This is a genomic window from Peribacillus sp. FSL K6-1552, assembly GCF_038005205.1.
In the GTDB taxonomy this organism is placed as follows: Bacteria; Bacillota; Bacilli; order Bacillales; family DSM-1321; genus Peribacillus; species Peribacillus butanolivorans.
The window spans coordinates 1,251,028-1,265,156 of the sequence record NZ_JBBOST010000001.1; the positions used below are offsets into that span (position 1 = coordinate 1,251,028).

A 14,129-nucleotide genomic window follows, 5' to 3' on the forward strand; every position below is an offset into this window, starting at 1 on the left:
ATGTTGTATTAAATCATTGTTAAAATGACTGATTCTATCGTTTGTTTACTAAGTATGAGGCCTTGTCACCAACCATTTGAATGATTTGTACAAGGCAGATTAACACGACGATTGTCGTGATCATAACTGTGTTGTCATAACGGTAATAGCCGTACCGAATGGCCAGGTCACCAATTCCGCCCCCACCGATTGTCCCAGCCATCGCTGAGTAACCGATAAGTGAAATGGTCGTTAACGTCAACCCTTGAATGATTCCCGGTTTTGCCTCAGGAAGAAGTACATCCTTAATGATCATCCATGGAGTGGCACCTACAGCAATTGCAGCTTCAATCACACCTTTATCTATTTCGCGTAATGCCGATTCAACGATTCTGGCAAAAAAAGGTATCGCGGATACAGATAGGGAAACAGAAGCCGCTCTTGGCCCTATCGTTGATCCAGTAAGCAAATCCGTTAAAGGAAGGAGGGCGACTAAGAGAATGATAAAAGGGATTGAACGGACAATATTGACAGCGAAACCGAGAGATCGATTCACGACGTTATTTTCAAAGATTAAATTCTTGGTCGTTGTAAACAGCAATACTCCAAGAGGTAAACCAATTAGAAGGGCTACCGCAAGGGAGATTCCAACCATATAGATTGTTTCGAGAAAGGCTTTATTAAGGTCAGGTAAAATATTGACGACGGAATCAAACAGTGACATGTTTCAACACCTCCACAGAACTGGTCCGATTTGTTATATATTCCAGTGCCGATTGAACTTCAGCAGCCTCACCAATTAATTCAATGATTAAGATTCCTAATGGAACATCCTGAATATATTCAATTTTGCCGTGCAAGATATTTCCCTTTACTGAATACTTTTGTAGAGCATCGGAAAGAATCGATTCACCGGCGGTGGGCCCTTCAAATTGAATTTGAATAATCGTTCCTTTGCTTTCCTCAATTAAGTGTGAGGGAAGCTCAAAATCCAATACACTGCTGATGAATTGCTTCGTCAACTGCTGCTTTGGTTGTGAAAATATCTCATAAACAGATCCTTCTTCGATAATCCTGCCATCCTGCATGACAGCGACTCGATGGCATAGTTCTTTGACTACTTCCATTTCATGGGTAATCAATACTATAGTGATACCAAGTTCCCGACTAATCTTTTTTAATAACTGTAAAATCGCTTTTGTTGTTGTTGGATCAAGGGCAGAAGTCGCTTCATCACATAATAGTACAGTAGGGTCATTGGCTAAGGCTCGCGCTATGCCGACCCGTTGCTTTTGACCTCCGCTGAGCTGGGCCGGATAGACATCCTTTTTATCACTAAGCCCAACTATGTCCAGCAGTTCTAGAACGCGACTTTTGATGGCGCCCTTTGATTTGTGTGCGGCTTTCAAGGCGAAAGCAACATTTTCAAAAACGGTTTTGGAACTGACTAAGGAAAAGTGCTGAAATATCATACCGATTTTTTGTCGTTGTTTTCGAAGCTCTTTGCCTGATAAAGACGTTAAGTCAATCCCGTCAATAATGATATTTCCTTTTGTCGGACGTTCAAGCAAATTTAAGCAGCGTATTAATGAGCTTTTTCCGGCTCCGCTGTAGCCAACAATCCCATAAACTTCACCAGTCTGAATTGTCAAAGATACGTTATCCACTCCGACAACTCGGGTATTTTTCGATATGTATTCCTTTCGGACTGATCGGATTTCAATCATGAGCCTTCCCCCTTAAACATAAAAAACTGCCTCTATCATTCAGAAAGAGGCAGCGAAATTATTTCGTCTTATCTTTCAGAATGTAATCATTCTGCAGGAAGTAGCACCGTTCCCGATTGGGGCGGTTGCCGGACATCACAGGGCCTGTTCCCTCAGTCACTCTTGATAAGTAAATTATTATTTTGGAATATTACAAGTTTTCTAATATAATCTATATTATTTGTAAATTCACACATTGTCAATCGTTTCTGTAATTTTAGAATAACTTTCTGGTGATTTAATTAATTTTTTTAATGGTAAATCTAGAATTGGATAATCATACCTTTTGGAATCGGGGTATTGTCACCATTGATCGTTAATGGTCGTAAAGCCATACTTTTTCATGATTTTTGTAAGATAAGCTTCGTTCTTTTTAGCAGCTTGTCGATTTTTTTTAATAATTACATGAAGTTTTTGTCAGGAAAGTATTGTTTCAAAGTCTGTATCATGAATGCTTTAGCTTTTTTATCAACCAAGGTAATATTGACAGTTACTCAGCGTTAATGATTAGCCGTGAATTTTTTTATCGCCCAAACTTAAATACGGAGTACCCTTTCTTAACAACTTCCTTTTAACCAAAGCCAGATTTTTGCTGTTTCTTTTCTTAGTTGCATAATAGAATACCTTAAATCAATGACAATGGTTTCAAACAGTGCCTTGATTCTACCGGAAAATATACAACGGGTCTTTGCTAGGAAAATACTATTTGCTTGTCAAAAGTATGGAGGGATATTACATTTATTGTAATGAACAAGGGGTAAATAGGATATTAAACTATTTTTATACAATTGATGAGGAGGGAAGCCATGCTGGAGATTAAGACGATAAATGATGTGGTTTGTGTACAAGGGACCCCTGAAGGAATAAAGTCGGGGATGAGTGTATATGCTTTTTTAACAGACGGCCTATTGATTGATACGGGAGCCCAAATTTTATTGGAAGAACTTATCCCTTTCTATGAATCAGCCGACTTCGATTTAGTGGCGCTAACGCATTATCATGAGGACCATACTGGCGGTGCGGCCTGGATACAGGAACATAAAAAAGTTCCCATGTATATTCATCCGATGTCGATTGATGTTTGTGCGAAGGATGCTGAATATCCTGATTATCGCAAAGCTTTTTGGGGAAGGAGAGACGGCTTCAAAGCTGAGCCGTTGGGGAGGACTGTTCATTCCCGTACCCAAACGTGGGAGCCAATCTTTACCCCAGGTCATGCTAAGGACCATATGGTGTATTTGAATCACAGTAATGGCATGCTGTTTTCAGGTGACCTATTCGTTACCCCGAAAACGAAGCTTGTTTTACGGGAAGAATCGGTCCCTGTTATCATCGATTCCATAAATAGATTACTTCAATATGATTTTGGAGAGGTTTTTTGTTGTCATGCCGGTCATGTCCCTAATGGGAAGGAAATGTTTCAAAGTAAGCTGGACTATCTGGAAAACCTGAGTGGTGAAATTTTACGATTGCATAATCAAGGCTTGGCAGTTCATGAAATCCAGCAAATTGTTTTGCCGAATCAATATCCGCTTATCGAGATATCTGGCCACGAATGGGATTCGGAGCATATTATCACATCGATATTAAACGGAAATGTGTTGATTACAGAGGAGAATGGAGTAACATAAAAAAATGTCATCAATTAGATGTTATTGAAAATTAAAGACCTCGGAAGTTTCTTCAAAAAATGAAGGGACGCTTTTTTCTGTATAGTTCAGGCCAAAAGTAATAAGGAATTACGTGAAATAATGAAGAAAAAATAGGGGGACTATTTGGACTTATGCTTAAAAAACCATTATTAAACGCTATTGGAGACCACATTATTATTTTCTCTTTGTCGGGCGGTCTACAGGGCTTAATGATATGAACAAAAAATGCTAAAGGATAGCTTTAGTGAAACTAACGAGTGAGGGCTCCTTATAGTGCTAGAGACGTGCATCTTTGAGAGTTAATATATATTCAAGAATGTGTAGTCGATCTAGGTTAAGTCAAAAGGTAGGCATAATCCTTAATTAAGGACATGTGTCTTTTTGTTTCATATAATATAAAAAAACTATAGAAGAGACTCGTCAAAAAAGCATCTGCCTAAGAACGCAGGTGCTTTTTCAAATTAATTATTCTGTCTTAGGGTTAGTTCTTTTTTGATTTATTTCAGGTAATAAAAATTACTTTTATTATGAAATGGTCTGCCTACTGAATAATATTCAATATTATATTCAGAAATCTCATCTAAGGAATAACTATTTTTTCCGTCAAAAATAATTGGATGATTCATTAACATTTCATATTTTTCTAGGGGGAAATCTTTGAATTCATCCCAATCAGTAGCTATAAAAACCATGTCTGTATTTGTTATAGCTTCCTCTATGGATAAAGCATATTGAATCTTTTCTCCCAAAATTTGCTTTGCTTCTTCAAGTGCTAATGGATCATAAGCCGTTACCAATGCTCCCTGCATAGTTAGCTCTGAAGCTATATCAATGGCAATTGATTCACGTACGTCGTTTGTATTCGGTTTAAATGCCAATCCTAATATTGCAATCTTTTTGTCTTTTAATTTACCAAAACGTTGCTTTGCTTTATTCATTAACAAATACTTTTGTTGTTTATTTACCTTTATTACTGCTTCCAGAATTTCAAGTGATTGCCCAGCTTCAGTAGCCTGTTGAATTAGACCACGAGTGTCTTTAGGGAAGCAAGAGCCCCCGAATCCAATTCCTGCTTTTAAGAATTGGGTTCCTATTCGAAAATCTAGACCCATTCCATGTGCTACTTCTTCTATGTTGGCACCCACCTTTTCACAAAGGTTTGCCATTTCATTAATAAAACTGATCTTTGTTGCCAAAAAAGCATTTGAGCTATATTTAATCATTTCAGCACTTAATAGATCCGTAATAAAAATAGTTTCCCCGAAAGGTTTATTTATTTCTTCTATGATAGATGCTGCTTTTTCACAATCGGACCCGATAACAATCCGATCTGCAGAAAAAGTATCATAGATTGCGGAGCCCTCTCTTAAAAACTCGGGATTAGAAACAATATTTATATTAACTAATTTCTGCATCTACTAATGCTAGTTTGGGATCGCTTGTAAAAAACAATTGACCTTTATTAAGATTTTTTTTCAATAAATCCGCTAACTCTGGCTCATAAAAGGGAGATATTCCAGCTTTCATTAGTGCAATATCATTTTCATTAATGTCATAACACACAACTTGATGACCTATTTCTGCTAAAGTCACGCCGGTAACTAGTCCTACATGACCTGTTCCAACGATTGTTATGTTCTTCATATTTATTCCTCTCATTGTCGTGTTTTCCTTATATATTACTATAGTACATTTTATAATAAACATTTTTTAAGGTAAATCTTAAATTATAACCAATATTTCCTTAAATGTAAAAAGGAACGTATTAATTTTAAAAAATACATTGACGTTGATTATCATTCGCTATTATAATCTTAATTAGAAATGATATTCATTATCAATTATGATGTAAATAGACGGGGGATACTATTGTGAGAAAAAAAGAATTATCAGCTATCTTTGCTAGTTTTTTAATGGCAGGTACGGTTTTGACAGCATGCAATACTAGCGAGAAACAGGCAAGTGAGGGTGCCGAAGAGAAAAAGCAAGAACAAACAGTTAATAAAGAAGAGACAAAGAAAGAATCAGAAATAAAAGAAGTGAATTACGCACAGGTTTTCCAAGAGGCTATTACTGAGTTGGAGAAGGCTAAAGAAGGAAAAGAAGTAGACTATGTTAAAGTGACGGACCTTTATAAAAACAATCTGCAAAGCTTAGTGCAAGACAGAGATGCAGAATTCGAAGATAAATTGGATCAGCACATTACAACCGCATTACAAGCTGGTAAAGAAGGTACTATGGACAAGGTCGTTGTTAAGCAAATATTTGATAAACTAATGCAAAAAGTCTTTTATACAACGATGAAACATGATTTTACTGAAGTAGATGAAAAATGGGGTAATAAAGAAGATGTAACAAAGGAAATTGAAGAAGCGAAGGGATATTACGCAATTCTTCAATCTACAGTAGAAAAACGTGATACTGCATATGGAACAAATATGGTAGACGTGATTGCTGGTGGATTTGCTGAGATGGAGAAAGCTGTAGAAGCGGATGATCAAGTAGGATTCTCACTTGGTAAGCAAGTTGTAGATAAGACAATTATGAAAACGTTTTATCTAGCAACTGGTGCCGTTCCAAATGGCTATGCAACAAAAGTGGCAGAGGCAGCAAAGAAGGATAAGGAAGAAGCAAAAGTGGAGCAAGCAGAAGGTTGGGCATTCTATCAATCTTTATTCGGTTATTTAAATGGGCATGCTGCAGAAGAAGCAGCCTTCATTCAACAGCAATTTGATTTGCAAACGGATAGTACGAAATTGGATCCTGCTGAGGTTAATAAGGCGTTTGTTCGAGGATTCTCTAAAATTGCCCTTGATGAATATAAGGAAAGTGAAGAATTTTGGGGAGAAGATAAATCTCCAATAACAGCATTAGAAGGTGCCCTATTTATCGACATTATTGGTGAAGATATTAAAGGGTTAATAGGTGAAGCAGAATATAGTAAGCTTACGGATAATGCACAACAATATTTGGAAGCAGCTAAAGCGAAGGATAAAAAAGCTGGCGAGCCATTGCTGAAAGAACTTCAAGCCACTTTACAATCAGTCATTGAAAAGGCAAAATAATTATTATTTTGCGCGGGAGGAGACCTTGTGAAAATTACAAGGTTTTTTCTGTGTTAATAGAGTTATACTGGTTGTGATAGAGATTCACAACAATGGGGTGTTCACATGAAGATTATTGTAACGGGTGGTGCCGGTTTTATAGGAAGTCATCTTGTCAAAAGGCTTATTCAGGAAAACCACGATGTATATGTCATAGATTGTCTTCATCCGTATTATTCACCACAAAGAAAAGAGAAACAATTGGATCATGTAGCGAGTTTCGGGTCCTTTCACTTTATCCAAAAGGACCTTTTGGATAGAGATGAGATGGTGTCCATATTTAAACAGATTTCTCCACATGTAGTTGTTCATTTAGCAGCTTTACCTGGTGTTGCTTATTCAATTGAAAAACCTCTTAAATATGTCGATTATGATATTAAAGCAACGATTAATGTGCTTGAAGCTTCAGGTAAGGCAGGTGTTTCCAAAATTGTATTTGCTTCTTCATCCTCAGTTTATGGAAATCAATCAGGACCCTTTAGGGAGGAAATGGCGAACGGGAAGGTTATTTCCCCGTATGCTGCCTCCAAATATTCGGCTGAATCCTATTGTCATGTTTATGAATATCTATATGGTTTTCAGGTGAATATAATGAGGTTTTTTACCGTTTATGGTCCTTGGGGACGTCCTGACATGGCAATTGGTAGCTTTATTAAAAAGTTAATGAACGGGGAGGAAATCACCCTCTTTGGTGATGGAAGAGCACGTGATTTTACATACATAGATGACATCGTGAATGGCATTTATTTGTCAATCAATCAACTAATGAAAAGTGAGGTCATCAATATTGGATCAGGAAGACCAATATTGATGGATACTCTATTAGCTGAATTGAAACGGCACTTCCCTGACATGAAAATAAACAAAGAAGCTTCTCGCGTGGGAGATGTTGTAAATACGTGGGCAGATATCGGAAAAGCCAAACGATTGTTAGGGTTTGAACCAAAAGTAGACTTTATAAAAGGACTATCAGAAACGGTAAAGTGGGCCAAGGAAAATGAGACGATTCTTTAAGCTTGGTCCAGCTTTTTTGATACTTATTGTTTTTGTTTTCTTAACCATTCATTATTTTGATGGGAAACAGGTATGGAAAGGTGTAAGTGAATTATTTGAGCATCCTTTTTTGCTTGTAACAATGTGGATCGTTTATTTCCTTTCCTTTTGTTTAAAAGGATGGGCTTGGCAGCTTTATTTAAAAGGAAAGGCTCGTTTTTCAACATGTCTTTTGGGGATTTTATATAGCTTATTGGTGAATCACCTACTGCCTATAAAAGTAGGTGATCTAGTGAGGGCCAAAATCTTAAGTGTAAGGGATGACAAGGTAAACTATGAGGAAGCTTTACATTCAGTCGTTGTATTAAGGGTTCTGGATATGCTCTGCTTAATAGGGATTACCTTGACAGGCCTGTTAGGTCTGGATGTAAGCTTTAAATTTCCTGTATGGAGCATCATAGCCGGTAGTATCTTTTGTATGATTACTTTATCTGTTTTACATAAATATTTTCCTGCCTTTTTAAAAAGACATATTTCTTTGCTTAAAAATGCTTTTTCAGGGAGAAATGGCCTGGCTATCATACTAGTTACCTTTTTTAGTTGGGTCTTAGAAGGCGGAATTCTTTATGGTACGGTCCTCGCGCTAAAAGGAGACCTGTCATTTTTTGAAACTGTGTTTTCAAATAGTATCACCATTGCTGGACAGATATTCCAAATTACACCTGGTGGTATCGGTAATTATGAAAGTTTTCTTGTATTTGCTCTTGGTTTATTTGGATTTCCTCTGATAGAAGGGTATACGATTGCGGTCATAACCCATTTTATGAAATTCTTATTTTCTTATATGGCTGGAGCAGTTGTTATATTAATTTATCCTGTCTCTTTTAAAACAGTGAAAGGGTGGGTTTGGATAAAAGGAGTGAGGAGAAAGTGAAAAGTGCATCAAAATTTGAAAAAATCGCTGCACGCTGTTGGAACTTATTAAATGAAGGAAAGCCATTTACACCGATTTTTGTCTTAGGAACCATGGTTTTATTCCATGCTGCGATTTTGGGCTCGCTACAAGCGGTCCAAGACCTAATGTTTGCCTTCATTTATGTAATTCCTTTATTAATCATCTATTTTGTTTTTGATTTTCCACTCTTTTTAAGGAATTATTTGTGGATTCCTTTTGTTATTTTTATAATCATTTGGAAAGATATTGATATAGGGCTTCTTTTATTTTCAATGGCCCTTTACTTCTTTTTTACGGTATTTTTTTGGGGGACTTTATATTATCACTTGAGAATTGGGACTTCTTGGTTGAATTTCACTCGTTTTTGGAAACTTGTATTAAAAAATAGTGATTCTACTAGTGGAAACGCCCAGGAGCAATTGCCAAAGTTTTTTTTAATCCTATCTATTTGGGAAATGGTTTTTGAAACAAATCGGGCTGATGGGGTCATCAATAATCTATCACTTTTGATTTTTTATGCTTTTATACTCGTGTTTGCCTACATTCTTCATCGTTATTTATTTGATTGGAAACCAAAAGCATATGAAACATACTCAAAAGATCAGGGCCCGCAGCCAGGAGAAGCCATTTCTGATAAGGTCATTGTTATTGTAGTGGATGGAATGAGAAAGGAACGTTTTTATGAAGCAAATACTCCTTTTTTAGACCTTTTAAAAGAAAACGGCACAGAATATATGAATATGGAAACCCTCTATCCTGCAAGAACAGTCGTTTGCTTTAGCTCGATGTTCACAGGCACCTATCCATTTGAGCATGGAATTAAGTCCAATATGGTATGGAAATTAGGAATTAATGTTGAAAGTATTTTTGATTCGTTAAGAAAAGTAGGCAAAAAGGGCAGACTTCTTGGAATCGCCCATTTGGTGGATTCGATGGGGGATGATGTAGAAACCGTTACCGCGGTTATGCATAAAGATAAAGCTGACCCTAATATTATGGAAAGGGCAAAGAAAATCATGAAAGAGCAGGACCCCGATTTGTTCGTTGTTCAAATGATTGGGACAGATCAAACCGGTCACAGCCAGGGAGTTTTTTATGATGAATATTTGCAAAAAATCCATGAAGCTGATGTGTTAATTGAAGATTTCGTTTCTTGGCTGAAAAAGGAAGGCAAGATGGACAATACGACTTTATTCATTTGTGCTGATCATGGCCAAGCAGATGGGATTGGAGGACATGGGCATTTAGATGAAGGTGAAAGATTTGTGCCATTTATTGTTCATGGTCCTCATATTGAAAAGGGGAAAAAAGTCCAAGAAAAACAGAGCCTCGTGTCCATGGCACCAACTATATCGTACTTGTTGGGAGCGCCTTTCCCTAGTCATAGCCGGGGTAAAGTATTGTTAGATGCAATTAGCAAGAAGAAAGAGGAATAAACATGAGAAAACAGCAAGTGATTGTCTTTTTGCCAGCCTATAATGAGGAAGAGTCCATTGGGGAAGTCATCGAAAGCATCCCCAGACACTTTCATCAACAGGTCGAGGTTAAAGTTTTAGTTATCGATGATGGGTCAAGGGATCATACAGTCCATGTGGCAAGAAAAGCTGGAGCCGACTATATTGTCAGTTTCGAGAAAAATCGAGGTCTAGGAGCAGCGGTTCGAGCAGGGTTAAAGGAAAGTTACGAATTAGGTGCGGATATCGCGGTCATGATTGATGCAGATGGAGAATACCCATCTAGCCAAATACCAGATTTATTGGAACCCATTTTTAAAGGAGAAGCTGATTATACAATGGGTTCCCGTTTTTTGGGAACTATAAATGGGATGAAACTTCATCGCCGTCTCGGGAATTATTTTTTTACTTTCGTTCAGAGTTTGTTACTCAGAAGGTGGATTTATGATGGTCAGTCAGGGATGAGGGCTTTTACAAAACAAGCACTTAAACATGCAGAAATCGTCCATAATTATAATTACGCACAGGTTTTAACCTTAAATCTCGTCAGAAAGGGTTTTCGAGTGAAGGAAGTCCCGATTCAATATCAAGTTCGTTCGACGGGAGAATCATTCATTACTTTCAGAGGCTACCTATCATCCGTGATTCCGGCCATTTGGAAAGAAGTAAAAAGACCGGTTCAAAAAGTAAAGATAGATGTAAATGCTCATCAGTTGAAGAATATGAATACGTATAAATTAGAGGAAGATAAATGGGGAAATGTATTCATTGCAAATAGAAATTGACAAATTAAATGATAATAAATATCATTATCATGTAGGAGGATTATAGATGAAAAAGCTATTAATTTATTGTTTTATGTTAATATTTGTTCTTACTCAATCATTTCCAATTTCCGCCAAAGCCTATACATATGGAGACCCAAATGAAGAGGCATTGGCAGAAGTATATAAAAAAATGCTTATTGAACTAGACAAAAATCCTCCAGACTATGTCACAGCGGAAAATCATTTTAATACAGTCAAAGAAGAAGTCGACATGCATATGGGATCAGAGCCGACAAAAGTTATTCTTCAAAATCTTGAAAATAAAGATAAAGAACAAGTAATTAATAATATGGATAAACTCCTTGTATTAAATATCGCAAGACGTTTGGAAAATATCGATGAAAACTTCTCGGAGTACGAAACAAGCAAGCGTTTATTAGCAAAGGGATTTGCTACATATGAAGCCTTATCACCAAAAGTTGAAGCAAGAAATCCTGAAATGGATAAAGAGATTAGATCAGAATTTGATATAGCTCTAAATTCATTAGGAAATCCAGGACTTTTTGGCGTTGGCCAAAAAGAGGCTGATAAGAAGGCCTTTGATGCGAGTAAAGATAAAATATTTTCTTTACTAAAAAAAGAGTTTAACTTAAAGAGTTTGAAAGTTGGACATTTTGCAGGGGATTCCACTAATACTAGTACTCAAAAAAAGGATTGGACAGATATCTCCAATTTACGAAATTGGCTTCCGCTAATGATAATCGTTGTAATCATTGTTGGTGTTGTAATCTATACGATTCGCAAAAAGAAAATCAAATAATCAAGGTTTATAAGGACGCTTTAGATTTTCTTATATGGGGAGAGGAGAAGAATCTGTGGAGATACAAGCTTTATTAATTACCTTCCGTGAAGTCTTGGAAGCATTGCTCATTGTTGGCATCATAACAACGTATCTAAAAAGAATGGGCCAAAACCATTTTACAAAGTATGTATGGTTAGGGGCAGGTCTTGCTGTACTTGCTAGTGTAGGTGTAGCGATGCTATTCCAGATTGTACTTACAGGCTTTGCTTCAATGGGCAGCGAGATGTATTTGAAGATAGGGATTATGCTGGTTTCTGCTATATTGTTAACGCAAATGGTTTTTTGGATGTCTAAGCATAGCAGAGATATGAAAGGTAATATGGAAGGAAAGATGGAACGCTTTATTACAACGGGTAATGTAGTCGGTATGGTGATTCACTCATTTCTGGTTGTCCTTCGTGAGGGGGTTGAGACAGTGTTCTTCTTTGCGGCAATTACGGGTGGAAATATTGGCGCTGCCATGAAAGGCTGGGGTGCCATTACTGGAGTAATTATTGCTGCCATTGTTTCATATGTCTTCTTTAAAGGAACTATGAAGGTTTCCCTTAAAACGTTCTTTAAAGTAACTGGTATTTTTATCATATTGATTGCGGCAGGTCTTTTAGTTCAAGCGATTTCGATAATGCAAGATTTAAATATTATTGGAAGTGTTATACCGCATTTATATGATTTAACTTGGTTTCTTCCAGAACATCCAATTGATTATGATCACTATTTGCGTGATCACGGGATGGCTCCCATTTTGTCAGGAGATATTGGAATTTTCCTTAAAGCATTATTCGGATATTCTTCTATGCCATCTTTAGAAGAGGTTATTGCCTATATTGGTTACTTTGTTGGTATCTATCTATTAACTTCATTTAAGTCAAATGGGAACAATGAGAGTACCAACAAGATCGAACAGGAAAAAGAATTGAAAGCACAGGCAAAATAAATTATTTTTCTCTCTGATAAAAAAGTACAAGGTTTTTTCCTTGTGCTTTTTCCATGTGAAGGCTAATTAATTAGAAAATGGTGATTGAGTATGGAAAGGAAAGATCAACTGGTTACACCAACTAAAATATTCAATATAGGTATTGCTCTTATTAGCATATTTTCGATAATGTTTCTATTTTGGACTCAATTAACTCATGTTAATTCCTTTGCTTCTACATGGGATCAGGTGGATTATGCGCTTGCATTAGATCGATTTGATTTGATGGCTATGCAACCGCATTTCCCAGGGTACCCTTATTTTATTTTAGGCGGGTATTTTATTCATCAATTTGTCGATAATAAGGTGTCTTCACTGACTATTTTTAATATTTTGTTTTACTTCAGTGCTTTGTTTCCAATGTATAAATTGGCAAGGCATTATGTTTCAAGATCATATAGTTTAGGGATTATTTCAATAGTATACTCCTCGACCTATGTTATGGTGATAGTAAATCAACCAATATCAGAAGGCGCCGCCCTAGCTGCCTTATGGTGGTATTTTTGGAGTATTCATTGGGCGATGAAAGATCAGGGCATAGGTGTAAATAGTTTGCCTCCATTGTTTCTTAGTATATTGTTAGGAATTCGATTATCCTATCTGCCATTTGCAATCGGTTTGCTTTTCCTATTTTATAAGAAATGGAAGAAAAAATATTACACGAATAAACAAATAGTTGTTTATTCTTTATTGGCGATAATGTGCCAGTTTATTTGGGTAGCTTCTCTTGTTTTTTCTGAAGGAAGTGTGAAAGGTTTTGTTAAACTTTCTTTGGCTTTTACCAGTGGTCATTTTAACGATTGGGGTAACACGGCTATTTCCAGTGATTTATCCTTTCTAGAAAGGGTAAAAACATTAGTACTTGATAATGTAATATGGACGGGTATTTCCTCTCAAACGATTTTATTAGCCGTTCTGTACGGTATACTTGTTAGTTTGTTTATATATCAATTGAAAGGGAGTAATCTAAAAAAAGATTTCTCTCAGCAATTAGCATGTATCATGGGCATTTGTTATTTGACCTGGGCTATTGTTGCACAAAATATTGATAAACCTAGACATATTCTTCCTTTGGTCATACTTTTTATTTTCGTTCTATTGACCAATTTATTAAAAAAGATAAGGAACTCTGTAATATTTATTCTTTGTTGTCTACTATTAATTTCACAAACGTATCATTCTTCTATGTTGATTAAACAACAAGCAATCGAATCTCCAGCCACAATTCAACTAGCTAACTATTTACAGTCTCTCGATCAATCAGCCGTTGTTTATGCCTGGGAAGAGACGAGGGTTTTTCAGTACATAAATATTAAAACTCCCTATAAAAAGGTACAAACTTATCAAGTTTTTCTACATGATAAATCCTATTACCAGCACAGAAAGATTTTAATAACGAATAAGGCAGTAGAAGGGTTTAAAGCACAAGGTATAAACCTTAATGGTAAGATTAAAAAAATAAAAGAGTTTCATTCTAATTCTATTTATGATCCGGTATATAACGATATTGTGCTGTATGAATGGAAAAATGAATAAGATATTCCAGCATGTTGTCTCTACCCTTAGAGGAAAAAGATGACTTGATAAAAATCACGAAAAGGAAGATTTGAATAAGACTGAGAAT

At 36.4% G+C, this 14,129-nt stretch carries 13 protein-coding genes and 1 riboswitch; of the genes, 9 read left to right on the forward strand and 4 right to left on the reverse strand.

What is annotated here, in order from left to right:
- Positions 1-34: 34 nt before the first annotated feature.
- A complete protein-coding gene (locus NST21_RS06030; protein ID WP_053344881.1) occupies positions 35-703 on the reverse strand; it encodes a methionine ABC transporter permease in 669 nt (222 codons plus the stop codon).
- Positions 690-1,706: a methionine ABC transporter ATP-binding protein gene (locus NST21_RS06035; protein WP_340888265.1), complete on the reverse strand. Its 1,017-nt coding sequence runs from the start codon at positions 1,704-1,706 to the stop codon at positions 690-692. The genes NST21_RS06030 and NST21_RS06035 overlap by 14 nt, the downstream gene beginning before the upstream one ends.
- 65 nt (positions 1,707-1,771) lie before the next feature.
- A riboswitch (SAM riboswitch) is annotated at positions 1,772-1,878 on the reverse strand.
- Between the two features lie 673 nt (positions 1,879-2,551).
- Here NST21_RS06035 and NST21_RS06040 point away from each other — a divergent pair.
- A complete protein-coding gene (locus tag NST21_RS06040) occupies positions 2,552-3,376 on the forward strand; it encodes an MBL fold metallo-hydrolase (protein ID WP_340888266.1) in 825 nt (274 codons plus the stop codon).
- Between the two features lie 518 nt (positions 3,377-3,894).
- Here NST21_RS06040 and NST21_RS06045 read toward each other — a convergent pair.
- Both NST21_RS06045 and NST21_RS06050 read right to left on the reverse strand, forming a co-directional pair.
- Complete coding sequence (locus NST21_RS06045) at positions 3,895-4,812, reverse strand: UDP-glucose dehydrogenase family protein (RefSeq protein ID WP_340888268.1); 918 nt, start codon at positions 4,810-4,812, stop codon at positions 3,895-3,897.
- Positions 4,796-5,041: a hypothetical protein gene (locus tag NST21_RS06050; RefSeq protein ID WP_340888269.1), complete on the reverse strand. Its 246-nt coding sequence runs from the start codon at positions 5,039-5,041 to the stop codon at positions 4,796-4,798. Before NST21_RS06050 ends, NST21_RS06045 begins: the two co-directional genes overlap by 17 nt.
- Positions 5,042-5,310: 269 nt before the next feature.
- Between NST21_RS06050 and NST21_RS06055 the strand changes: the two genes are divergently transcribed.
- The 8 genes from NST21_RS06055 (at position 5,311) to NST21_RS06090 (ending at position 14,041) form a co-directional block, all read left to right on the forward strand.
- Entirely contained in the window at positions 5,311-6,462 is a 1,152-nt protein-coding gene (locus tag NST21_RS06055; RefSeq protein ID WP_340892466.1) for a hypothetical protein, read from the forward strand.
- 105 nt (positions 6,463-6,567) lie between these two features.
- Positions 6,568-7,515, forward strand: a complete 948-nt coding sequence (locus tag NST21_RS06060) for an NAD-dependent epimerase/dehydratase family protein (protein WP_340888270.1) — start codon at positions 6,568-6,570, stop codon at positions 7,513-7,515.
- Positions 7,499-8,428, forward strand: a complete 930-nt coding sequence (locus tag NST21_RS06065; RefSeq protein WP_340888271.1) for a lysylphosphatidylglycerol synthase transmembrane domain-containing protein — start codon at positions 7,499-7,501, stop codon at positions 8,426-8,428. The genes NST21_RS06060 and NST21_RS06065 overlap by 17 nt, the downstream gene beginning before the upstream one ends.
- Complete coding sequence (locus NST21_RS06070) at positions 8,425-9,885, forward strand: alkaline phosphatase family protein (RefSeq protein ID WP_340888273.1); 1,461 nt, start codon at positions 8,425-8,427, stop codon at positions 9,883-9,885. Before NST21_RS06065 ends, NST21_RS06070 begins: the two co-directional genes overlap by 4 nt.
- A gap of 2 nt (positions 9,886-9,887) precedes the next feature.
- Positions 9,888-10,688, forward strand: coding sequence for a glycosyltransferase family 2 protein (locus NST21_RS06075; protein ID WP_340888275.1), 801 nt, complete (start codon positions 9,888-9,890; stop codon positions 10,686-10,688).
- Positions 10,689-10,734: 46 nt separating this feature from the next.
- On the forward strand, positions 10,735-11,490 hold the full coding sequence (locus NST21_RS06080) for a hypothetical protein (RefSeq protein ID WP_340888276.1): 756 nt from the start codon (positions 10,735-10,737) through the stop codon (positions 11,488-11,490).
- 55 nt (positions 11,491-11,545) lie between these two features.
- Positions 11,546-12,466, forward strand: coding sequence for an FTR1 family iron permease (locus NST21_RS06085; protein ID WP_340888279.1), 921 nt, complete (start codon positions 11,546-11,548; stop codon positions 12,464-12,466).
- A 90-nt stretch (positions 12,467-12,556) separates the two neighbouring features.
- Positions 12,557-14,041, forward strand: coding sequence for a hypothetical protein (locus NST21_RS06090; protein ID WP_340888280.1), 1,485 nt, complete (start codon positions 12,557-12,559; stop codon positions 14,039-14,041).
- Positions 14,042-14,129: the final 88 nt, after the last annotated feature.

Coding starts and splice junctions, on each gene's coding strand:
- NST21_RS06030 (WP_053344881.1), bottom strand. CDS start 703: ATGTCACTGTTTGATTCCGTCGTCAATATTTTACCTGACCTTAATAAA.
- NST21_RS06035 (WP_340888265.1), bottom strand. CDS start 1,706: ATGATTGAAATCCGATCAGTCCGAAAGGAATACATATCGAAAAATACC.
- NST21_RS06040 (WP_340888266.1), top strand. CDS start 2,552: ATGCTGGAGATTAAGACGATAAATGATGTGGTTTGTGTACAAGGGACC.
- NST21_RS06045 (WP_340888268.1), bottom strand. CDS start 4,812: ATGCAGAAATTAGTTAATATAAATATTGTTTCTAATCCCGAGTTTTTA.
- NST21_RS06050 (WP_340888269.1), bottom strand. CDS start 5,041: ATGAAGAACATAACAATCGTTGGAACAGGTCATGTAGGACTAGTTACC.
- NST21_RS06055 (WP_340892466.1), top strand. CDS start 5,311: ATGGCAGGTACGGTTTTGACAGCATGCAATACTAGCGAGAAACAGGCA.
- NST21_RS06060 (WP_340888270.1), top strand. CDS start 6,568: ATGAAGATTATTGTAACGGGTGGTGCCGGTTTTATAGGAAGTCATCTT.
- NST21_RS06065 (WP_340888271.1), top strand. CDS start 7,499: ATGAGACGATTCTTTAAGCTTGGTCCAGCTTTTTTGATACTTATTGTT.
- NST21_RS06075 (WP_340888275.1), top strand. CDS start 9,888: ATGAGAAAACAGCAAGTGATTGTCTTTTTGCCAGCCTATAATGAGGAA.
- NST21_RS06080 (WP_340888276.1), top strand. CDS start 10,735: ATGAAAAAGCTATTAATTTATTGTTTTATGTTAATATTTGTTCTTACT.
- NST21_RS06090 (WP_340888280.1), top strand. CDS start 12,557: ATGGAAAGGAAAGATCAACTGGTTACACCAACTAAAATATTCAATATA.